The following is a 21,129-nucleotide window of genomic DNA, read 5'->3' on the forward strand; positions in this document are numbered from 1 at the left end:
CTGATGGGCATCCGATTGGTGGTTAACGCGGCGTCAGGATGCTGCGTTGCATCGACGATGCGCGCCTGCGCCGCTCACGCTAGGCTTTAGGCGGGTTCGGCTGTTGCGCTCGACGGGTCGACGTTGGCCTTGGCACTGTCGCGCCGCTGAATATATTTCCAGTCTGCTTCATCAATGTAAATGCCATTCGGCCCGCTGCCGCCTTCTAGGTCGATGGCTACGTGGGCTGATACTTGCGGTTTAACCGAGGCCAGGATTGGCACGAAGCCCAGTTGCAGGCTGGTTTCGATCAACGCCTGCTGGTTCTTCTCGTCGATATCCGCCGCTTCGTCCAGGTAGTAAGGCAAACGCACCTTGCCGGCCTGATCGCGGTCCATAAGGTGCAGCAACAGGTACATGTTGGTCAGCGCTTTGATGGTCATGGTGGTGCCGTTGCTTGCGGCGCCATCAATGTCGGTGTGGATCACCGGTTGGCCGTGCACTTTGGTGATCTCAAAGGCCAGTTCGAACAAATCCTTCAGCCCAAGCTGGTTATGGTTGGCGGCGACCAAGCGGGCCAGGTATTCCTTGGCATCCTCGTTCTTGCTGTCCTGAGCGCTGCTTTGCTGTAAGTCGAATACCGACAGCGTTTCGCCCTGCTCGTACTGACCGGCGCTGTGGATGATCTGGTCGATGTGCTTGAGGGCGTCTTTGTTTGGCGCGAGGACGATGCGAAAGCTTTCTAGGTTAGAAACCTGACGCTTGTTGATCTCGCGATTAAACAGGGCCAGTTGGTGTTCCAGGTTGTCATAGTCGCTGCGGATATTGCGCAGGGTGCGGGCGATATCAGTAACCGCCGCGCGTCGCGCTTTGGTTAGGGTAAGGGCTTCGTCCTGACGGTGCGCGTAGGCGTTGACCAATAGGTGCAGGCGACGTTCAACGTCATCCTCGCTGTCGAATTTGGCCACACCTTTAAGGCGCACTTGGGCGTATAGCGCCTCGATCTGCCCATCGATGCGCTGCAAGCCCTGCCAAGCATCTTGGTAATCGTTGAGCAGTGGCAGCAGGTTATCCAGCGAATCATCGATCGGATCAGTGCAGGGCGTACCGAAAGGCAAATTAGTCGGCAGCAACTGGCGACGGCGCAACGCGTCTTCTAGCGTGCGCTCTTTCGCTTCCAGATCAGCCAGCTGACGGTTAACCAGTTGCAGTTTTGCGGAGAACTGCTGCACGCGCTCGGCAAAGGCATCTGAGGCGCGCTTAAGCTCGTCTTGGGCGGCTTCCAGCTGAGTCAGCAGCTCAAGCTTCTGCGGCGCTTCAGCGGCCATGGTCTGGCTGCGGCGGAAGTCTTCCAGTGCCTTTTGGGCATCCAGCACCGCTTGGTAAAACTGTTCAGCCTGCGCCTTGCTGGCATGGCGATCGGCAGCTACTGCTTGCTGGGTTTTTAGTTGTTTGTATTCGCGCTCAAGGCGGTCTTTCTGGTCGCGCAGTGCGGCGCGGTCGGCCAGCGCTTGCAGGGCTGGCGGCTCGATAGTTGAGAGGTCGATGGAGAGGCCGGGCACCTCGAAATGCTCACCCTTGAAGCCGTCGAGGATGGCTTCCAGGGATTTGAACCAGGCATTGCCTTCAGCCACCTGAATACCTTTTTCACTCAGCGGCAGAGTAAACAGTTGGCCGTTGAACAGGCGCATCAGGCGGTCGACATCCTGCTGGCTAAATTCCTCACGCAGGCGCGAGTAGCTGTTGTTGTCGGCGTGTTCAAGCTGCTGCTTTATCGATTTAAGGCGTTTCTCCAAATCGCTTAGGCGTTCATTTAAGTCTTCAGAGGAGAACTGCCGCGACTGCGCCAGGGCGCCGGCCAATTCGTCGTGGGCGTCTTTGGCAACAAGCAATTGCGTTTCGAGCATGCCAACGTCATCAACCAACGCGAAGCGGTTTTCAAGCACTGACAACTCGCCAAGCCAGCGCTGCAGGTCACTGATCTCGCGCTCCCTGCGCATCAGTTCATGGGTGCCGCCGCGTTGCTCATGCTGTAAGCCGTCTTGCTGGCGTTGGTAATGCTCGGCTTGGATCAGCAGTTCTTCGCGGCGTGCGCCGGCATAGTCTTGCCAACTGCCCAGCAATGAGTCGAGCAGCGGTGAAATGCGCTGCAGCTTGCCGCGCAGCAATTCGCGCTGAGCGACACCAGCGGCGAGGGCTTCGATTTGTGGGCCGGCGGTGACCAGCGCTTGGTAATCCTGCTCCATGCGGCGTACGTCGCGGAAGGCTTCTTCGGTGGCGGCGATGTAGTCGACACTGCCCGAGCGCAGGCTGTGCTCGAAGGCATCAAGGAACAGCTGCTTAAGCTTGGCTGCGGTGATTTCGCGCATGTGCAGCAGGTTAATAAACAGCGCACGGAAGGTCTTCAGGCTCTGCTCGCTGGTGGAGCGCAGCGGAATCAAGGTCAGGTTCAGAGGCACCGAGGTGTGCCCGCCCACCAGCAGGCGGCGCAGCTCTTCAGGTTTCAGTTCATAGGCTTTAATACCTTCGCGCTCAAGGTTGTTAAACAGTTCGCGTTGGCGCAGGCAGGCGCCGTTGTGTTGGTAGTGTGCCAAGTCTAGGGTGCCCTGATAGGCGAAGAACTGGTGACCAAAGCCGCCGCCCGGCCCGCGCCCGGCCACGCCGATTACATGGGGGCCGTGGGGCAGCATGACCTCGACCAAGATGTAGCTGGTGTCGCTGGCGAAGTAGAACTTGCGTGACTGCTCCAGGCTGTATTTGCCGAAACTCATGTCCGACATACGCGCCAGAATTGGAAATTGCAGGGCATTAATCGAGGCGGATTTACCGAGGTTGTTGGCGCCGTACACCGACAATGGGTGTTCCAGCGGGAACACGCCGAGGCTGTAGCCGGCGGTATTCAATAGGGCGAAGCGGCGTATGCCATAGCGTTCCTGGCTCATGCGTCGATCTCCTGGGCGTTACGTTCTTCGTCCATGGCGCGGGCCAGGGCTTCTTCTTCGGGCTCATCGGCGAGGCTGATGATCTCGTCCTCGGGCTCATCGTCGAGCAATACCGGTGTTGGCAGCGGTAGGTTGCTGTGCAGGGTGGCGGCCAGGTCGCGGTTTTGTTGCACGCTCAGGCACACATCGAGGAAACGGTGCATGGGCGCGAGAAAACGGTAAATGCCGTTGTCCTCGTATGCAAAACCCAGCTGGTTTAGGCGGCGCATCACTTTCTCTTCCAGTTCTTCAATGCTGGTGACTTCGGCCTGCAGAAACAGATCGCGGTACTTTTCCAGCAGCGCCGGCAGTTCGTCACGGCCGAGGCTGCCGCCATCGAGCACGGCCAGCGGGTCGCGGCCTTGATCAGCCAGGTGCTCTACCAAAATAAAGGTGAACAATGCCAGGCGCTGAGCGGTCTTGTTGACTTGGGCACCCATTTGCTCGGGCACAAAGTAATAGAAGCCGCGGCTGTCGCAGGTCAACTCGTAGCCCAGGGCCTTGAATAGTGCACGGTACTGGTCCTGAAGGTTGGACAGTTGGGCATAGAGCTCAGGGTCACGGCGGCTGACGTGGTAGCCCTTAAACAGCTCGCGGAAGATCGGCGCCAGCTGGGTGAGTTCTTTTAGATCGATATTCATAGGTTATGCTCGCAGGCAGTCGTCGTGTGGAAGGCGCCGCAGCGTTTTCCACCTGAGTATTCGGTGTGCTGGAGTAGGGTGGGCGACGATTCATCCGTCCACCGCCCGGCAAGCACCAAGGCGGACAAAAAGGGCGTTGTCCGCCCTACGCCACGCTTAAGCATTGGGGCGGCCCACCAGGGCAAAGGAACTCAGGCTGACCTGATGCTCGCGGGTGAGGTAGTCGCGGCGCGCAAGACGTTCGCGCTGGAAGCGGCCATCGCGAGACAGGCGCGAAAACCAGTAGAGCAATTCATCGGTGGCACCCTCGGGCTCCTGCTCCAGCAGCCAGACCATCAGGTCTGGCAGCGGCAGCGCTTGCTCGCAACGCTCGATCATCTCGCGTGCAGTGCGTGGCGCGCGCGGCGCTTTGCCTTTACGGCTACTGTGGGCCTTGGGGAACTGCGCCGGCTTGGGCTCGAAACGAGCCAGGGCGTACACATAGGCCTCAACCTGCGAGGCGGTACCGAGAAAGGTGCTTTGCGGGCGGCTGAACAGCGGCAGGGAGGCCTGCGGTACCGCATCCAGACCCTTGCGGCGGATGGCCGCCAAGGCTAGCGCCGCGCCACGGGTCACGGCGTTGTGTCGGCGGGCTTCTTCCCGCAGTGGCAGCAGCAGTTCGCGGGCGCGGCGCAGGGTCAGTTGGGCGGTGGTTTGCATTTCCAGAATGCGGGCGTGGGTGCGCAGCAGCAGGTCATCATCGACCAATTGGCCGAGGCGTTGCTGTTCGCTGAGTAGGCGCAGCAGCACATGTTCGACGCGGTATACGCCCTGTTCGAAGGCACCATCGGCGGCGACCAGCTGGATCATCGGCTCAACGTATTCGTCCCAGGTGGCTAACACTTCGGCATAACGCTGGCGCAGCGGTATTTGCCGGTCGCTGGTCTTGGCGCGTTCGGCCACAGCCACCAGCGCCTGTTCGTCGTTGGCCAGCTTTTTCAATACGTCGCGCACACGCATGTCGAGCAAGCGCAACTGGCGCGCTAGGTCAGCGGCGTCGCGCACCTCGAACGCATTCTTGATATAACCGGCCAAACGTTCGAGATGGCGTAAATAGGCCTCAATTTCCAAGCACAGACCCAAGCGATGCTCGCGCCGCAGGTAGGCGAGGAAGTCGTGGATCTGCGCATTCAGCTCGAAGCGGTTTGGGCTCTTAGCCACGGGCACCAAGATATCCAGACGAATCCACTGGTCGAGCAGGGCGGTAATATCGACTGCGGTGCATTCGGGCAGTTGCGTGGCCAGCTGGTTACGCAGTTCAACCAGGCTCAAAGTGCCCGCATCGAAGCGCTCACACAGCGGCTCCAGCAATGTCCAGTGTTCAGCAAGGGCGCGCAATACGCGCTTGGGGTCAATCATTGGGGCATCCGCTGCGCGATTTTTTCGCAAAAAAGCCGATTGTACTGCATGGGCTGGCTAAGGCTTGAGTGTCAGTTATCGGCTGCGGCAAGCCTAGGTTTGTCATATGCCTGTCATCGTTTATGAGCATCGTGCTCACGCGCTGGCCGCGATGGCTTAAGCGACGAATACTTCGATAGGGGTTGTTAGTGGTCAGCCCGGCGACAAAATATCCCCCTTGCTCTTTCGATATGCGCCGGTTATCGGCACAATTCGCCTCCACTTTTTTGGGGCCGGCTCAGCGTTGCTGATGACTGGCCAGCCGACATTGCATAGGTACTTAGGCATGGGCACTCAGATGATCAAGACGCCGTACTACCTCATCGATAAGCAAAAGCTGCTGGGTAATCTGGAGAAGATCGCCTATGTGCGCGAGCAGTCCGGCGCTAAAGCGTTGTTGGCGCTGAAGTGCTTTGCCACTTGGTCGGTATTTGACCTGATGCAGCAATACATGGACGGCACCACGTCATCCTCGCTTTACGAGTTGAAGCTCGGTCGGCAGAAGTTCGTCGGGGAAACCCATGCCTACAGCGTGGCCTGGGCCGATGACGAAATCCCGGAGATGTTAGCCAACAGCGACAAAATCATTTTTAACTCCATTGGCCAACTCGAGCGCTTTGCTGAGGTGTCTGCCGATAAGGTGCGCGGCTTGCGCGTTAACCCGCAGGTGAGCAGCTCTGATTACCTGCTGGCCGACCCGGCGCGCCCATTCAGCCGTCTGGGCGAATTGGACCCGGAAAAAATCGCCACAGTGGTGGATAAAGTCTCCGGCTTTATGTTCCACAACAACTGTGAGAACGGCAGCTTTGAGCTGTTCGACGAGATGCTGGGCACCATCGAAGAGCGTTTCGGGCATTTGCTGGAGCAGGTTGAGTGGGTAAGCCTGGGTGGCGGCATTCACTTTACCGGCGACGACTATCCGCTCGATCAGTTCTGCGCACGGCTTAAGGCCTTCTCCGAGCGCTTCGGTGTGCAGGTTTATCTGGAGCCAGGCGAGGCGGCGATTACCCTGAGCTCCTCGTTGGAAGTCACGGTGCTCGACACCCTCTACAACGGCAAACATTTGGCTGTGGTCGACAGCTCAATCGAAGCGCACCTGCTGGATCTGCTGATCTACCGGCTCAACGCCAAGATGGAGCCCTGCGCGGGCGAATACACCTACATGGTGTGCGGCAAGTCGTGCCTGGCCGGCGATATTTTTGGTGAATTCCAATTCGAACGTCCGCTGGCCATTGGCGATCGGCTGTCGTTTATCGACGCCGCGGGGTACACCATGGTCAAAAAGAACTGGTTTAACGGCCTGAAAATGCCGTCCATCGTGGTGAAGCAACTCGACGGCAGCGTCGAAGTGGTTCGCGAATTTGGTTTTGACGATTACCTGTCCAGCCTCAGCTGACCGGTAGGGTGGGCAACGCTCTTTTTGCCCACCATTGCGATCGCAATGGTGGACGGATGAAGCGCCGTCCACCCTACGAGCTGACAACTGGCGGTTAAAGGAGAGATAAAGAAATTGAAAAAGAACGTTCTTATCATTGGTGCAGGAGGTGTCGCCAAGGTGGTGGCCCACAAGTGCGCGCAGCACAACGACGAACTCGGTCGGATTGCCATCGCGTCGCGCAACATCTCCAAATGCCAGGCCATCATCGACAGCGTAAAGGCTAAAGGCAGCTTGAAGCAGCCGGCCGAAATCCAGGCCTTTGCCCTGAATGCGCTGGATATTGAAGCAACCAAAGCACTGATCCGCGAAACCGAATCGCAGATCGTCATTAATGTCGGCTCGGCCTTCCTTAATATGTCGGTGCTGCGCGCCTGCATGGATACCGGCGCAGCTTATTTGGATACCGCCATCCACGAAGAGCCCGGTAAGGTCTGCGAAACGCCGCCTTGGTACGCTAACTATGAGTGGAAGCACCTGGCCGAATGCCAGGATAAAGGTGTGACTGCCATCCTCGGTGTCGGTTTCGATCCGGGTGTGGTCAATGCCTACGCCGCACTGGCGCAACAGCAGTATTTTGACAGTATCGAGTCGATCGACATCCTCGACGTCAACGCTGGTTCCCACGGCAAGTATTTCGCCACCAATTTCGACCCGGAAATTAATTTCCGTGAGTTTACCGGCCAAGTCTGGAGCTGGCAGAACAGCCAGTGGACCGGCAACAGCATGTTTGAAGTCAAACGCACTGACGATCTGCCGGTAGTCGGTGAACAGAATCTGTACCTGACCGGGCATGACGAAGTGCATTCCCTGTCCAAGCACCTGAACGTGCCGAACGTGCGCTTCTGGATGAGCTTCGGTGAGCACTACATCAACGTGTTTACCGTACTTAACAGCCTCGGCTTGCTGTCCGAACAGCCGGTAAAAACCGCTGAAGGTCTTGAGGTTGTACCGTTGAAAGTGGTCAAGGCCGTGCTGCCCGATCCGTCCTCGCTGGCGCCGGGTTACAGCGGTAAGACCTGCATTGGTGACCTGGTCAAAGGTACTAAAGACGGTCAGCCGGTTGAGCTGTTTATCTACAACGTCGCCGACCACAAAGACGCCTATGTCGAGACCGACAGCCAAGGTATTTCCTACACCGCTGGCGTGCCACCCGTTGCCGCTGCGCTGCTGGTCGCGCGGGGTGACTGGGATGTGGCGCGCATGGCCAATGTTGAAGAACTGCCGGCTGCGCCGTTCCTCAAGCTGCTCGATGCCATGGGCCTGCCCACCCGGATTAAGGACGCCAACGGCGACCGTCCTTGGGATCAAGCCCTCTGATTGGCTGCGCCTAGCTAGGTCAAAACGCTCAACGCCCGCCACTTTGGTGGGCGTTTTACTTTCTGGCGATCACTCAACGCGTAGCCCGGATAAAATCCGGGATGGTTGTGCGGGTGCAGGCGTTTCCCGGATTGCATCCGGGCTACAAGGCAGAAGTGTGCACAAAGGCTATAACGCGGTAGTCATGCACACGCCCGCCATCTTGGTGGGCGTTTTGCTTTCTGGCGATCACTTAACGCGTAGCCCGGATGAAATCCGGGATGGTTGTGCGAGCGCAGGCGTTCCCCGGATTTCATCCGGGCTACAAGGCGGAATGGACAGGGAATCTTCAGTCGCACCGCTCAGGTGCGCGCCGCGCTTCCCGCCCGCGGCGTTTCACGCGACAATCAACCCTTATCGACACGCGCCGCAACGTTGGGTGCGTGCAACGGCGACTCCGTGAGGACATCAGCATGAGCAGCAACGACCGCGTCATTATTTTTGACACCACCCTGCGTGACGGCGAGCAGAGCCCCGGCGCGTCGATGACCGGTGAGGAAAAGCTGCGTATTGCCAAAGCGCTGGAGCGGCTCAAGGTTGATGTCATCGAAGCCGGCTTTGCCATCGCCAGCCCTGGCGACTTTGCGGCGGTCAAAGCAATTGCCGACAGCATCAAAGACAGCACCGTGTGCAGCCTGTCGCGTGCGCTGGACGCCGATATCGACCGCGCTGCTGAAGCCCTTAAAGGGGCCAACAGTGGGCGTATTCACACCTTTATCGCCACCAGTCCCATCCATATGCAGCACAAGCTGCGCATGCAACCCGACCAGGTGGTGGCGCAGGCCGTGCATGCGATCAAGCGTGCGCGCAACCTGTGCAGCGATGTGGAGTTCTCTTGCGAGGACGCAGGGCGTTCAGAAATCGACTTCCTCTGCCGCATTATCGAGGCCGCTATCGACGCGGGTGCGCGCACCATCAACATCCCGGACACCGTCGGTTACGCCATTCCGCACCAGTACGCTGAGATGATTCGTCAGCTGCTCAACCGCGTGCCCAACGCCGATAAAGCCGTGTTCTCCGTGCATTGCCACAACGACCTAGGCCTGGCGGTGGCCAACTCACTGGCCGCTGTGGTCGCCGGTGCTCGCCAAGTGGAGTGCACCATTAATGGTCTGGGTGAGCGCGCCGGTAACGCCGCGCTGGAAGAGATCGTCATGGCGATCAAAACCCGCGAGGATTTGCTCGGCGTGCACACCCGTATCGATACCCCGCACATTCTCAGCATTTCGCGCATGGTGTCTGGCATCACCGGTTTTCCGGTGCAGCCGAACAAGGCCATCGTCGGCGCCAACGCCTTTGCCCACGAGTCGGGCATTCACCAGGATGGCGTGCTCAAGCACCGCGAAACCTACGAAATCATGTCCGCGCAGTCGGTCGGCTGGCACACCAATAAACTCACGCTGGGTAAGTTGAGCGGACGTAATGCCTTCCGCTCGCGCTTGGATGAGCTGGGCATCGCTCTGGCTGGCGAGGCTGAACTGAACGCCGCGTTTGCCCGCTTCAAAGACCTGGCAGATAAAAAGCACGAAATTTTTGATGAAGACCTGCAAGCGCTCGTCTCCGACACCCTCAGTGAAGAAGCCCCGGAACACTTCAAGCTGGTGACCTTGGATGTGGCCAGCAAAACCGGTGAAGTGCCGCATGCGCAAGTTGTGGTCAGCGTTGATGGCGTCGAGCACGGCGGCAATGCGCAAGGTTCAGGGCCGGTGGATGCTACTTTTAAGGCCATCGAGTCGATTGCCCATTCAACCGCCAACCTTCAACTTTACTCGGTCAATGCCATCACCGAGGGCACCGACTCCCAAGGTGAAGTCACCGTGCGCTTGGAGAAGGGCGGACGTATCGTCAATGGCAATGGCGCCGACACTGATATTTTGGTGGCCTCGGCCAAGGCGTATATCAATGCGCTGAACCTGATGCAGGACGGGCGCAAAGCTCACCCGCAGGCGGCTGACGTTTGATTGCAGAGCTTCGTCGCCGTGCGTACCTGAGCGCCATGCAGGTGGCCAGTTGGCTGCCGCGGGTGGAGCTGCCTTTTGCCGCGCCCTCACGGCCGGAGTTATTGCAGCCGCTGGCGCAGCTTGAGCCTGAGGTGCGTTCTACGCCACCAGCAACGGTGCGCGTGGCTAACGCTGAGCCAGCGCTTGTGTCACCCGCCGCTGAGGCACCTGCAGTACGGGCAAAAATTGAAGTGCCACGCCCGGTGGCCTCACCGCGCAAGGCTAATCGCTCACCCGTTGAGGCTTCTGATGAAGCCGGTGCTAAGGCTGCGGCTGCAATGCCGCCGCGTTTTGCCCTGCAATTACTGCGCGCCGGCGCCTGTGCGGTGCTGGTTGAGTTGCCCACTGGCGAGCCGCTGCAAGGCCGTGACCCGGCCTACTTGCTGCTCAAAGACTTACTGCGTGCAGCCGGTTTACCGGACAGCCCGCAGCTTATTGGTGAGCCGGTGCGCTGGCCGCTGCTGGCGCGCGGGCAAATTGAGCAAGGCCCTGATGCGGCGTTGGAGTTTGTGCAGAGTTTTGTTGGCGCACGCCTAGAAGAGCAGGCGCCTTGCAGTTGCTTGTGGCTTATCGGCTTGCCGGCGATTCGCTTTGCCGGCGAGGCAGAGGCTGATGCCTACAACCGCGAGTTGCAGATCGAAGGGCTGGGCGCTGCCTGGGCGTTACCGGGGCTTGAGCTGTTGATGGATGAGCCCGAGCGCAAGCGCGAGCTATGGCACGCCATGCGCCGCGTGCGCCAACGCTGGCTAAACCCGGCGTGAAACGCTTTTCCGGCCTGCGGGCCATGACCTTTACCTGTGTTGAGCCAATTGAATGAGTGATGCCATCAGCTTTCGTCCAATGACGGCGGCAGATATCGATGCGGTGCTGAAAATCGAATACGCCGCCTTCAGCCACCCTTGGACGCGCGGCATCTTCACCGACAGCCTGACGTCTTATAACTGCTGGGTGATGTTTGAAGGCCAGCAGCAGGTGGGGCACGGTGTGATCCAGATCATCATGGATGAAGCGCACCTGCTCAATATCACCGTCAAGGCCGAAAGCCAGGGGCGCGGTTTGGGCCTTAAATTACTCGAACACCTGATGCAGCAGGCTCAGGCCCAGGGCGCCAATGACTGTTTTCTCGAAGTGCGTGCCAGCAATCAGGTCGCTTATCGCCTGTACGAACGCTACGGTTTTAACGAAGTCGGTCGACGTCGTGATTACTACCCCGCAGTGGGGGGGCGTGAGGATGCACTGGTGATGGTCTGCCCGCTGTTTGATTAGGCCTGGCGGGTAAGCACGTTGACACCATTGGCTACCGCGCGCGGCGCTTTTCGCCGCTGACCTTGCTCAGGGCTTGTCGCATACTCCTTGCTACTGCCAGCCGCGCCAGCTGCGTCTGGCCTACCGGTCTAAGGATTTACCATGCGACTGTCTGCCTCTGTGCTCGCGCTGTTTTGCCTCGCCACCGCCGTTCAGGCGTTTGGCGCCGAGCGCAACTTCACCATCCTGCACACCAACGATTGGCAGTCGCGCCTACTTGGCTTCGGCCCCAATAATGAATACACCCCCGCAACCACGGGCGATGATGACACCGTGGGCGGTGTCGCACGCCTGGCCACGCTGCTTGAGCAGCGCCGTGCGGCTGCCGGCGAACAGCCAGTGTTGCTGCTCGATGGTGGTGATTTCAGCATGGGCACGCTGTTTCACACCGTCACCCGTGAAACCGGCGGCGAGCTGCGGTTAATGACCGAACTGGGTTACGACGCCGCGACTCTGGGCAATCATGAATTTGATTTTCGCCCCGCCGGCTTGGCCGCGATGATCAGCTCAGCGTTTAAAATCAAGGGCGATGGGCTGATACCGCTGCTGTCGAGCAACTTAGGCTTCGACCCCGCGCGCAAAGAAGATGACAGCCTGCAGGCACACTATGACGCGGGGCGCATTGCGCCGTACACGCTGATCGACAAGGGCGGCATCCGCTTTGGTCTGTTCGGCCTGCTGGGTAACAACGCCGTCGCCGTCAGCCCGATGATTAAACCGGCGACCTTTGCCGATCCGGTCGTCACCGCCCAGGCGATGGTTGCCAAGCTGCGCGAGGAGGGCGCTGAGGTGGTGATTCTGCTTTCGCACATGGGCGTGGTGCAGCAGGCCGATGGCAGCTGGCGCGGCGAAGAAGTTGAGCTGGTTGAGCAGGTGCCGGGCATCGATATCGTGGTCGGCGGTCATTCGCATACCGCACTGGCGCAGCCGCTGCTGGTCAATGGCCGTACGCCAGTGATGCAGGCCGGCTCCGAGATCCAGCACTTGGGCGAGCTGCGCATGCGCTTGCCGGCAGATGGCAAGCCGCAGGTGGTCGACTACCAACTGCATCCGATCAATGACCAGATTACCGGCAGCGTTGCCATTACCGCTCAGGTCGAGGACTTCAAACAGGTGGTCAACGCGCAGATGTTGGCGCCCAAGGGCTACACCTTCGATCAGCCGCTGGCCAAGGTCGATAAAACCCTGACCCGCGCGTATGACGATCCGATTCTTGGCAATTTGGTCACCGATGCGCTGCGCCACGCGACGGGCAGTGATGTGTCGTTCACCGGCAACGGCACTGTCCGCGACAACCTGATCAAGGGCCGGCATGGCGTGCAGGCGGTGTCCGACCTGTTTCGCATCGCCCCGTTGGGCGTGGGCGAACTGGATGATGCGCCGGGATATCCGCTGATCAAGGTCTATGTCACCGGGCAGGAATTGAATAACATGTTGGAGGTGTTGCTGCTGGCCTATCAACTGCGCGAAAGCCAAAGCTATTACCCACGGGTGTCGGGCCTGCGCTTTAGCTACAACCCCTGGCGCGTGCCGTTTGACCGGGTCAGCCGGATTGAGTTGGGTGATCCGCTCAACGGTTATACCGCGCTGGATTTAGCCGATCAGCGCCTCTACAGCATTGGCGCCACCAGCTACGTGGGCAGTTTTACCTGGCTGGTCAGCGACCTGACTAAGGGCTTGCTCAGCGTGCAGCCGAAAAATGCTCAAGGCCAGCCGCTGACAGCGATTAAAGACGCCATCATTGATGCGGATCCGCAGCAACCCGGCGTGCAGGAATACAAGGAATGGCAAGGTCTGCTCGACCATGTTCGCAGTTTGCCGGACGTGGATGGCGACGGCCTGGCCGACATCCCCACGCAAGGTGCAGCAGCTGAACAGCGCATGCTGCGTGCGCCCAGCCTGCACCCGGCCGACCTCTATCGCTATGCTGGAGCCCTGCAATGGGGCGTGAGTGCGTTGCTGTTGGCGGGTGTGTTGCTGATCATCTGGCTGTTGCGCCGTCGTCGCACCTGAGTAACGCCGCTGTGACGCCAAGGCGTGCGCGCTTGTCAAAAGCCCGCAGCACTCCTATGGTGCGCACCGACGAACCAGGGAATGAACCATGAGCGATCTCCAACACCTCTTCGATAACAACGCGCGCTGGGCCGAGGCGATCAAAGAGGAAGATCCAGAGTTCTTCGCCAAGCTGGCTATGCAGCAGGTGCCGGAATACTTGTGGATCGGCTGTTCCGATGCCCGCGTGCCGGCCAACGAGATTGTCGGCCTGCTGCCGGGCGACCTGTTTGTACACCGCAACGTGGCCAATGTGGTGTTGCACACCGACCTCAATTGCCTATCGGTAATCCAGTACGCGGTCGATGTGCTCAAGGTTAAACACATCCTCGTCACTGGCCACTATGGCTGTGGCGGCGTGCGCGCCGCCATGCAAGACACACAGTTAGGGCTTATCGACGGTTGGCTGCGCAGCATCCGTGACCTCTATTACGAGCAACGCGAGCATCTCGCGCAATTGCCCAGCGATGAGGCGCAAGTTGATCGCCTGTGTGAACTCAATGTCATTCAGCAAGTGGCTAACGTCAGCCACACCAGCATCGTGCAGAACGCGTGGCATCGCGGTCAGCCGTTGTCCGTCCACGGCTGCATCTATGGCATCAAAGATGGCCGTTGGAAGAACCTCAATGTTGGCATCAGCAGCATCGATCAACTGCCAACGCACTATCGCCTGCGCCCGCTCGGCCCGCGCTGAGTCATGTATACCTCAACCCGCTACGCGGTTTTTGGGCTGCTGCTGGCAACGCTTTGCTGGTCTGGTAATGCCTTGGTGGCGCGGGCGTTTGTCGGTGAAATCCCGCCCTTTGCGTTGTCATTCTGGCGCTGGAGCCTGGCCCTGACCCTGCTGCTGCCGTTCGTGGCCAAGCCACTGTGGCGCCATCGCAACGAATTGCATGCAGCCGGCTGGCGTTTGCTGGTGCTCGCCGGCATCGGTATCGCCAGTTACAACAGCCTGCTCTACGCTGCCGCGCAAACCACGGCGGCTATTAACATCACCCTGGTCAATACCTGCCTGCCGCTGATGACCTTTATTGGCGCGGGTTTACTGCTTGGCGAGTGGCCGCAGCGCCGCGCGTGGTGGGGCATGGCCGTGGCCGCGTGCGGTTTGCTGGTGCTGATCAGTCAAGGCAGCTGGGCTAGCTTTAGCGGCCTGGCATTCAATAAGGGCGATCTGATCATGCTGATAGCGGTGGCAGATTGGGCGCTCTATTCATTGCTGCTCAGGCGCTGGGCCAGCTTCCTGCTGCCGATTCCACCGCTGGCGCTACTGGGCGTACTGATGTTGTTGGGCGTACCGCTGATTCTGCCGTTTTACCTGTATGAACTGGCTCAAGGGGCACGCCTCAGCCTCACGCCGCAAAATCTGGCTGCCATCGGCTACACCGCTATCTTCGCCTCACTGCTGGCCTACCTCGCCTGGAACCACGCCATCCGCGTGCTGGGCGCTTCAAAGGCGGCCCTCTCCAACTACCTTATGCCGGTGTTTACCGCCGTGCTGGGTTGGCTGCTGCTGGGGGAGGGCTTGCAAAGCTACCACTGGTTTGGCGCTGTGCTGATCTTTGCTGGGTTGTTGTTAGGCACACGAGGTGTGGCCATCAATCGTCGAGCGGCAGAGTAAGGCGCCAAACGCTCAGCCGTGTTTTGCAGTCCGGTTTCTCTGGCGCTATTGCCACGATTTTTGCCCGCCGCAAGTACGGCCATAGACGTCTAGCTCGCGTTATTACTCGGCGTCAGGCTCTAACCCCGCAAGGGCTGTACCTGACACGGGAGGCTTGATTTCTGTGCGCTAAATTGTATGTATGCCCTCAGTTCAACGTTGTTGAAGCATACACAAGGGATACACGGCGGGAAGTGCTAGGGGTAGACAGGGATGAACAGCCAGATATAAGAAAGCCCGCACGGGGCGGGCTTCTTGGGGTGTTTCGTAGACTGTCGTAGACAGGTAGAAACAGTGTTTTGGTGGCTACGCAGGGACTTGAACCCCGGACCCCAGCATTATGAATGCTATGCTCTAACCAGCTGAGCTACGTAGCCGAGTGGCGCGCATTATTCGCGTCTTGGTTGTGGCTGTCAACCCTAGGTGATAGAAAATTTCTGCGCGCGATCAAGTGCTTACACGTTAGGTGGCAGAGTCCGTGTGCAGGCTGCTCAGCTTGGGTACCGGCTCACGTTACGCTTTCTTTGGTGCGTGCTTGGGTGTCTAGTTTGGTACGTACTTGCGATTTAGCGGGGATGCAACAGCATTTTCCCTGGGGCCCATGGCACTGACTGTGGACGGCCCAGACTGGCCTAGGCCATATCCAACCTACGTCTGGTGTGCATGGCCACTTCACGCGTTCCGGTCACAGGCTCGGTTCGTGTAAATGAACAGGGGGCTTCTGCGTTTCCTGAACCCGGTGGCGGCGTTTCTGCCTTGTTGGGGCAACTGCAGGCTTACTCGATACAGCCCGGGGCGCAACCAAACCAGCGCAGGTAGGCGTGGCTGAGTTTTTCTGCTGCGTGTTGCAACTGATGGTTGCCCGGCGTAAGCGGTTGAACGAACAGTTGCGGGTTAAGGTGGGTCGTATGCTGAGGTTATTCCCAGCGCATCGGCACCCGGAAGGCCTGTCCGTGAGTTTGCACATTCAGCGGGGTCGGATGCGCGAGGTTTACCGCGAGAATAGGGTCCTGCTCCAAACCGCTGGCCAGCAGTTTGTGCCGTAGCATGCTGCAGATGCTGATAAGGGTGGAGTCGGTTATTGGCGCGCCGGCGTGCGGTCTTGCCGGAACTGGCGGCGGGTAAGCTGGATATTCTGCTTGATGTGGTGCAGCCGTTGACCGAAGGCGAGTCCGTACCGGGTGAGCCGCAGATGTGTCTGCAAGCGCTTGGGCGGGCTTAGTTTTAGTTTTGCAGTTGCTGATCGACGGCCACCAGGTCGGCGATCATCGCTTGGGCTGCCGGCGTCAGCGAGTGGCCCGCCCGGCTGACCACGCCATAGTGAACATTTAAGCCGAGGTCATCGGCTGACACGTCGATAAAGTCCAGCAGGCTGATTGCGCCCTGTTGCACCAGGTCACTCAAGGCCTCCATGGTTGCGATGCCGATTGCATCCGAGCGCCTGACCACACGGTAGACGGCGTCGAACTGGACGCACTCCACACTGATGGCAAAGTCTTCGACGCCCTGAACATCCGCAAGGGTTTTGCTAATACGCGGCGGTAGGCGCGTGGCGACTATCGGGAAGTCGAGGAGGGCGCTGAGTTTGAGGCCCTTGCGCGAGGCCAACGGGTGGTCACGTCGACAGAAGAACCGGCCGTGGCGTGGTCGCAGTAGTTGTACCTGACACTTGGCGTCCGTGACGAAGTCGCGCGAATCAGCCACCAAAAACTCAATTTGCTGCTCGTTGAGTAAGTCTCCCAATTGTCGCCAGTCTGCCTGCTGGAGGCGAATACGGATCGCCGGATAGCGGCTGATGAACGTGGCTAAGGCCTCTGGCACCAAGACTTGCGCAGGGTAAGGGCCGCTGCCGAAATGCAGTTCACCACAGGTAAGGCCGTTGTATTGCTCCAGTTCGTTGAGCAGTGCCTGGCTGCCGGCGAGCAGACGACGCGCATGAGTCAGCACCAGCTGGCCTTGCGCGGTGAGACAAAACTCGCGGCTGCTGCGCTCCACGAGGGTGCAACCAAGATCGCGCTCCAGGGTTTGGATGCTGCGGCTGAGTGCCGGCTGACTCAGGTTGACGGCAGCCGCTGCCCGAACAAAGTTGCGGTGATCGGCCAGGGCCGCCAAGTGACTAAACTGTCGTAAGTCCATTATGCGTATCTCGCATGAATTAAATAAGTTTAATGCATTTGAATGATTACACAAGGCTTGGCATAACTGTATGCATGTTTTTTGCGAGTGCTGTCATGCCGAGCCAGCACGTAGGCACTAAGGTCAGGGTGATGAGCGCAGGCGGCGAGCAGAACAAGATCGTTTTACCCTTAACGAATTTAGGATTTAGCCATGACCATGCGAGTACCTTTTGTTCTGACGTTGTTGTGTGTTTCCTTGCTGGCTGGTTGTGACCAGCAGGTGCCGCGCAGTGACGATGCTGATGCCGCAGGCTTTACCGCGCCGACCAGCGCTACATTGGCCGCGCAAGCAGAGACCGCCAAGAGCCTGCCAGCCGATGACGGGCTCGACCTGCAGGAGGCCGAGCGCGGTCTTATTGCGCGCGAAGACTCCCTTAGCATTGCTGGTGCTAATGGTCGGGTGTTGTTCGATCAGGATGCCTATCGCTTTATCCAGGGGGCCGCGCCCGGCAGCGTCAACCCAAGCCTGTGGCGCCAAGCGCAGCTGAATAACCACCATGGCTTGTACAAAGTCACTGAGGGCGTGTATCAGCTGCGCGGCTATGACCTGGCAGTGATGAGCCTGATCGATAGCAAGAACGGCTGGATCGTCGTTGACCCGCTGACCACGGTAGAAACGGCCAGCCGCGCCATGGCCTTTGCCCGCAAGACCTTAGGCGACAAACCCGTAGTGGCGGTGATTTTCACCCACAGCCATGTCGATCACTTCGGCGGCGCGCTGGCGGTAGCCTCGGCGGCTGATGTGGCCAGCGGTAAAGTGCGGGTGTACGCGCCACAAGGCTTTATGGAGGAGGCCACCAGCGAGAACGTACTGGCTGGTCCGGCGATGGGCCGCCGAGCGATCTATATGTATGGCCGCGATCTGCCGCGCAGTGAGCGGGGCAAAGTCGACAATGGTTTGGGTAAGGAACCCGCCATGGGCACAGTGGGCATTCTGCAGCCCACGGACTTGATCGACAGTACGCCGCAGGCCGTGGCCATTGATGGGGTTGATTTCATCTTCCAGTACACCCCTGGTGCCGAAGCACCGGCCGAGATGACGTTCTATCTGCCTGCGCACAAGGCGTTTGGTGGCGCTGAGATACTCAGCCGCACCCTGCATAACCTGTATACGCTGCGCGGTGCCAAGGTTCGTGATGCACGGCTCTGGGCCGGGTATATCGACGCTAGCCGACAAGACAATACGCAAGCTGAAGTGATGTTCTTCAGCCACCACTGGCCGGTCTGGGGGCAGGAGCGCATTGATGCACTGATGCGCGAACAACGTGACACCTTCAGCTATATCCATGATCAGACGCTGCGTCTGGCCAACCAGGGTTATGGCCCACGCGAGATCGCCGAACAGCTGACGCTGCCTAAGTCGCTGCAAACGCATTACTGGAACCGTGGCTACTACGGCACGCTCAAGCACAACGTGAAAGGCGTGTACCAAATGTACTTTGGCTGGTACGACGCTAACCCAGCCAACCTTGATCCGCTGCCGCGTCTGGAAGGCGCTAAGCAGTATGTCGAATACATGGGGGGCAGTGCGGCGATCTTAGAAAAGGCCCAGGTGTCTTTCGACAAGGGCGAGTACCGCTGGTTGGCCGAAGTGCTCAACCAGTTGGTTTCGGCCGAACCGAAAAATGCTCAGGCCAAGGCACTGTTGGCGCGCAGTTATGATCAGCTGGGTTACCGTGCCGAGTCGTCGGCTTGGCGTAATGCTTATTTGACCGCCGCTTTTGAGTTGCGCCACGGGGCGCCGGAGTTTGGGGTGGATGTGGCGGCCGCCGGTGACCTGCTAGAGCAAACCAGCGGTGCACAATTTATGCAGATGTTCCAAGTCGCGCTTAACGGCCCGAAAGCCGAGGGCGTTGATTTACGCTTGAATATCACCTTTAGCGATCTGCAAGAAAACTATGTGCTGAGCATTGAGAATGCTGTGCTGCAGGCGCATCAAGCACCCGTCGAAAGCGCCGCCAGTGCGACCCTAACCCTGACCCGGGCGCTGTTGGTGAAAATCATCACCCAGCAAGCCGGAATCAAGGAGCTGCTGACATCTGAGGATATGCAAGTGGACGGCAGTATGCTTGACCTGGCGCGCTTCTTCTCGCTTTTGGACAAGCCGGATCAGGTCTTCCCAATCGTCACGGGCAAACCATGATGTGCCCTACGTTACCTGCTTTCCTGGCGGTGTAGCGGCTGAAGCGCTCAGTGCCTGAGCGCTTTGTTGGATGGCATTCCCCCACCGGCGCTTTTGCAACGGCGCTCGAACGTAACGTGATTGATCGGGGTGGCCGAAAAAATAAAACCCCTTGAGGTTGTCATCCTCAAGGGGTTTTGTGTCCATCAGGAACCGCTTGGGTTCTGATTGCTGCTTAGACGTTAAAGCGGAAATGCATGACGTCGCCGTCTTTGACGATGTATTCCTTGCCTTCCAAGCGCCATTTGCCGGCTTCTTTAGTGCCGGCTTCACCCTTGTATTGGATGAAATCGTTATAGGCGATGACTTCGGCGCGGATAAAACCTTTTTCAAAGTCGGTGTGGATGACGCCTGCGGCCTGTGGCGCGGTGGCGCCGACTTTTACGGTCCAGGCGCGGACTTCTTCGACGCCAGCGGTGAAGTAGGTCTGCAGGTGGAGCATTTCGTAGCCGGCGCGGATCACGCGGTTCAGGCCGGGTTCTTCGAGGCCCAAGGCTTCGAGGAACATGTCCTTCTCTTCGCCATCATCGAGTTCGGCGATTTCCGCTTCGATTTTGTTGCAGACCGGCACCACGATCGCGCCTTCTTCTTCGGCGATGGCGCGCACGGCATCCAGCAGTGGGTTGTTGTCGAAGCCGTCTTCAGCGACGTTGGCGATGTACATGACAGGCTTACTGGTGAGCAGGTGGAAGCCGCGGATCACAACCTTCTCGTCGGCGCTCATGCTCTTCATGATGCTGCGCGCAGGTTTGCCTTCGCTGAAATGCGCAATCAACTGCTCCAGCAGACCTTTCTGCACGACGGCCTCTTTATCACCGCCCTTGGCGTTACGAGTGACTTTCTGCAGTTGCTTTTCGCAGCTGTCGAGGTCGGCGAAAATCAGCTCCAAGTCGATGATTTCGATGTCGCGCTTAGGGTCGACGCTGTTGGCGACGTGAATCACGTTTTCGTCTTCGAAGCAGCGCACCACGTGGGCGATGGCGTCGGTTTCGCGGATGTTGGCGAGGAATTTGTTGCCCAGGCCTTCACCTTTCGAGGCGCCTGCTACTAGGCCAGCGATGTCGACGAATTCCATGGTGGTCGGCAGGATGCGCTTAGGGTTGACGATGGCTGCCAACGCGGCCAGGCGTGGGTCGGGCATCGGCACGATGCCGGTGTTGGGCTCGATGGTGCAGAACGGAAAGTTCTCAGCCGCGATCCCTGATTTGGTGAGGGCGTTGAACAGGGTGGACTTGCCGACGTTGGGCAGGCCGACGATGCCGCAGTTAAATCCCATGGTGTGTCCCTCGCGCGAATGGCGGTAAAGAATTAGGAGGTGGCTTTTTGGCTGTGCAGCTTGAGCATGGCCTTGCTCCAGTCGCCTGCGAGTATTTCCGGCAGGCTGCCTAGGGCAAAGTCGATGCTGGTATCCAGCAGTTCCTGTTCGCTGCGGGGTGCGCGGCCGAGGACAAAGTTAGAGACCATGCTGCTGTGCCCGGGATGGCCGATGCCAAGCCGCAGGCGGTAGAAATTATTCTGATTGCCGAGCTGGGCAATGATGTCGCGCAGCCCGTTATGCCCGCCGTGCCCGCCACCCAGTTTGAGTTTGGCGACGCCGGGTGGCATGTCGAGTTCGTCGTGAGCCACCAGAATGGCTTCCGGCGCAATGCGGAAGAAATTCGCCAGTGCCGCGACGGCTTGGCCGCTGCGGTTCATAAAGGTGGTGGGGATCAGCAGGCGAACATCGCGGCCCTGATGGCTGAACTTGCCCACCAGGCCAAAATACTTTTTGTCGACGCTTAAGCTGACACGCTGGCTGTCAGCCAGGCGCTCAACAAAAAGGGCCCCTGCATTATGCCGAGTCTGGTCGTATTCAGGGCCTGGGTTACCCAAGCCAACGATCAGTTGTACGGCAGTCATGTCAGGAGCCCTTTGTTGGAAATAG

General features: G+C 59.0%; 17 protein-coding genes and 1 tRNA gene. 10 read left to right on the forward strand and 8 right to left on the reverse strand.

The window, feature by feature from the left end:
• Positions 1-86 precede the first annotated feature (86 nt).
• The 3 genes from mksF to mksB all read right to left on the reverse strand — a co-directional run bounded on the left by mksF (position 87) and on the right by mksB (position 4,999).
• The gene (mksF, locus tag WF513_RS04505) at positions 87-2,921 is read right to left on the reverse strand and encodes an Mks condensin complex protein MksF (protein ID WP_339081834.1); all 2,835 of its coding nucleotides are present in this window, start codon (positions 2,919-2,921) and stop codon (positions 87-89) included.
• The gene (gene mksE, locus WF513_RS04510; RefSeq protein ID WP_339081836.1) at positions 2,918-3,601 is read right to left on the reverse strand and encodes an Mks condensin complex protein MksE; all 684 of its coding nucleotides are present in this window, start codon (positions 3,599-3,601) and stop codon (positions 2,918-2,920) included. Before mksE ends, mksF begins: the two co-directional genes overlap by 4 nt.
• A 156-nt stretch (positions 3,602-3,757) precedes the next feature.
• A complete protein-coding gene (gene mksB, locus WF513_RS04515) occupies positions 3,758-4,999 on the reverse strand; it encodes an Mks condensin complex protein MksB (RefSeq protein WP_339081838.1) in 1,242 nt (413 codons plus the stop codon).
• Positions 5,000-5,336: 337 nt separating this feature from the next.
• On the opposite strand from mksB, the gene WF513_RS04520 reads away from it, so the two are divergent.
• The 8 genes from WF513_RS04520 to WF513_RS04555 all read left to right on the forward strand — a co-directional run bounded on the left by WF513_RS04520 (position 5,337) and on the right by WF513_RS04555 (position 14,807).
• On the forward strand, positions 5,337-6,434 hold the full coding sequence (locus tag WF513_RS04520; RefSeq protein ID WP_339083414.1) for a carboxynorspermidine decarboxylase: 1,098 nt from the start codon (positions 5,337-5,339) through the stop codon (positions 6,432-6,434).
• 114 nt (positions 6,435-6,548) lie between these two features.
• Positions 6,549-7,793, forward strand: a complete 1,245-nt coding sequence (locus WF513_RS04525; protein ID WP_339081840.1) for a saccharopine dehydrogenase family protein — start codon at positions 6,549-6,551, stop codon at positions 7,791-7,793.
• A 452-nt stretch (positions 7,794-8,245) separates the two neighbouring features.
• The gene (locus WF513_RS04530; RefSeq protein ID WP_339081842.1) at positions 8,246-9,793 is read left to right on the forward strand and encodes a 2-isopropylmalate synthase; all 1,548 of its coding nucleotides are present in this window, start codon (positions 8,246-8,248) and stop codon (positions 9,791-9,793) included.
• Positions 9,790-10,593, forward strand: coding sequence for an energy transducer TonB (locus WF513_RS04535; protein ID WP_339081844.1), 804 nt, complete (start codon positions 9,790-9,792; stop codon positions 10,591-10,593). The genes WF513_RS04530 and WF513_RS04535 overlap by 4 nt, the downstream gene beginning before the upstream one ends.
• A 52-nt stretch (positions 10,594-10,645) precedes the next feature.
• Positions 10,646-11,098: a ribosomal protein S18-alanine N-acetyltransferase gene (gene rimI / locus WF513_RS04540; RefSeq protein ID WP_339081846.1), complete on the forward strand. Its 453-nt coding sequence runs from the start codon at positions 10,646-10,648 to the stop codon at positions 11,096-11,098.
• A 141-nt stretch (positions 11,099-11,239) separates the two neighbouring features.
• On the forward strand, positions 11,240-13,150 hold the full coding sequence (locus tag WF513_RS04545; RefSeq protein ID WP_339081848.1) for a bifunctional UDP-sugar hydrolase/5'-nucleotidase: 1,911 nt from the start codon (positions 11,240-11,242) through the stop codon (positions 13,148-13,150).
• Between the two features lie 88 nt (positions 13,151-13,238).
• Positions 13,239-13,883 carry a carbonate dehydratase gene (can, locus tag WF513_RS04550; RefSeq protein WP_339081849.1) on the forward strand — a complete coding sequence of 215 codons (645 nt, stop codon included), beginning with the start codon at positions 13,239-13,241 and terminating at the stop codon, positions 13,881-13,883.
• Positions 13,884-13,886: 3 nt separating this feature from the next.
• Positions 13,887-14,807 carry a DMT family transporter gene (locus WF513_RS04555; RefSeq protein ID WP_339081851.1) on the forward strand — a complete coding sequence of 307 codons (921 nt, stop codon included), beginning with the start codon at positions 13,887-13,889 and terminating at the stop codon, positions 14,805-14,807.
• A gap of 339 nt (positions 14,808-15,146) precedes the next feature.
• Here WF513_RS04555 and WF513_RS04560 read toward each other — a convergent pair.
• A tRNA-Met gene (locus tag WF513_RS04560) sits at positions 15,147-15,223 on the reverse strand.
• A gap of 540 nt (positions 15,224-15,763) precedes the next feature.
• Complete coding sequence (locus WF513_RS04565; RefSeq protein WP_339081853.1) at positions 15,764-15,895, reverse strand: hypothetical protein; 132 nt, start codon at positions 15,893-15,895, stop codon at positions 15,764-15,766.
• Positions 15,896-15,927: 32 nt separating this feature from the next.
• On the opposite strand from WF513_RS04565, the gene WF513_RS04570 reads away from it, so the two are divergent.
• Positions 15,928-16,068, forward strand: coding sequence for a hypothetical protein (locus WF513_RS04570; protein ID WP_339081855.1), 141 nt, complete (start codon positions 15,928-15,930; stop codon positions 16,066-16,068).
• A 2-nt stretch (positions 16,069-16,070) separates the two neighbouring features.
• Here the strand turns inward: WF513_RS04570 and WF513_RS04575 are convergent, their stop codons facing one another.
• A complete protein-coding gene (locus WF513_RS04575; protein WP_339081857.1) occupies positions 16,071-16,982 on the reverse strand; it encodes a LysR family transcriptional regulator in 912 nt (303 codons plus the stop codon).
• 192 nt (positions 16,983-17,174) lie between these two features.
• Here WF513_RS04575 and WF513_RS04580 point away from each other — a divergent pair, with 192 nt between their 5' ends.
• A complete protein-coding gene (locus WF513_RS04580; RefSeq protein ID WP_339081859.1) occupies positions 17,175-19,166 on the forward strand; it encodes an alkyl sulfatase dimerization domain-containing protein in 1,992 nt (663 codons plus the stop codon).
• A gap of 214 nt (positions 19,167-19,380) precedes the next feature.
• Here WF513_RS04580 and ychF read toward each other — a convergent pair whose 3' ends face one another.
• Together ychF and pth are read right to left on the reverse strand one after the other, a co-directional pair.
• Positions 19,381-20,481, reverse strand: a complete 1,101-nt coding sequence (gene ychF / locus WF513_RS04585; RefSeq protein WP_339081861.1) for a redox-regulated ATPase YchF — start codon at positions 20,479-20,481, stop codon at positions 19,381-19,383.
• A 32-nt stretch (positions 20,482-20,513) separates the two neighbouring features.
• Entirely contained in the window at positions 20,514-21,104 is a 591-nt protein-coding gene (gene pth / locus WF513_RS04590; protein WP_339081863.1) for an aminoacyl-tRNA hydrolase, read from the reverse strand.
• Positions 21,105-21,129 lie beyond the last annotated feature (25 nt).

The sequence above is a fragment of the Pseudomonas sp. TMP9 genome, from assembly GCF_037943105.1.
In the GTDB taxonomy this organism is placed as follows: Bacteria; Pseudomonadota; Gammaproteobacteria; order Pseudomonadales; family Pseudomonadaceae; genus Aquipseudomonas.

What these genes read in the sequence shown, in the direction of transcription:
- mksF (WP_339081834.1), bottom strand. Translation starts at nt 2,921, where the DNA reads ATGAGCCAGGAACGCTATGGCATACGCCGCTTCGCCCTATTGAATACC.
- mksE (WP_339081836.1), bottom strand. Translation starts at nt 3,601, where the DNA reads ATGAATATCGATCTAAAAGAACTCACCCAGCTGGCGCCGATCTTCCGC.
- mksB (WP_339081838.1), bottom strand. Translation starts at nt 4,999, where the DNA reads ATGATTGACCCCAAGCGCGTATTGCGCGCCCTTGCTGAACACTGGACA.
- WF513_RS04520 (WP_339083414.1), top strand. Translation starts at nt 5,337, where the DNA reads ATGATCAAGACGCCGTACTACCTCATCGATAAGCAAAAGCTGCTGGGT.
- WF513_RS04530 (WP_339081842.1), top strand. Translation starts at nt 8,246, where the DNA reads ATGAGCAGCAACGACCGCGTCATTATTTTTGACACCACCCTGCGTGAC.
- rimI (WP_339081846.1), top strand. Translation starts at nt 10,646, where the DNA reads ATGAGTGATGCCATCAGCTTTCGTCCAATGACGGCGGCAGATATCGAT.
- WF513_RS04545 (WP_339081848.1), top strand. Translation starts at nt 11,240, where the DNA reads ATGCGACTGTCTGCCTCTGTGCTCGCGCTGTTTTGCCTCGCCACCGCC.
- can (WP_339081849.1), top strand. Translation starts at nt 13,239, where the DNA reads ATGAGCGATCTCCAACACCTCTTCGATAACAACGCGCGCTGGGCCGAG.
- WF513_RS04555 (WP_339081851.1), top strand. Translation starts at nt 13,887, where the DNA reads ATGTATACCTCAACCCGCTACGCGGTTTTTGGGCTGCTGCTGGCAACG.
- WF513_RS04565 (WP_339081853.1), bottom strand. Translation starts at nt 15,895, where the DNA reads ATGCTACGGCACAAACTGCTGGCCAGCGGTTTGGAGCAGGACCCTATT.
- WF513_RS04575 (WP_339081857.1), bottom strand. Translation starts at nt 16,982, where the DNA reads ATGGACTTACGACAGTTTAGTCACTTGGCGGCCCTGGCCGATCACCGC.
- WF513_RS04580 (WP_339081859.1), top strand. Translation starts at nt 17,175, where the DNA reads ATGACCATGCGAGTACCTTTTGTTCTGACGTTGTTGTGTGTTTCCTTG.
- ychF (WP_339081861.1), bottom strand. Translation starts at nt 20,481, where the DNA reads ATGGGATTTAACTGCGGCATCGTCGGCCTGCCCAACGTCGGCAAGTCC.
- pth (WP_339081863.1), bottom strand. Translation starts at nt 21,104, where the DNA reads ATGACTGCCGTACAACTGATCGTTGGCTTGGGTAACCCAGGCCCTGAA.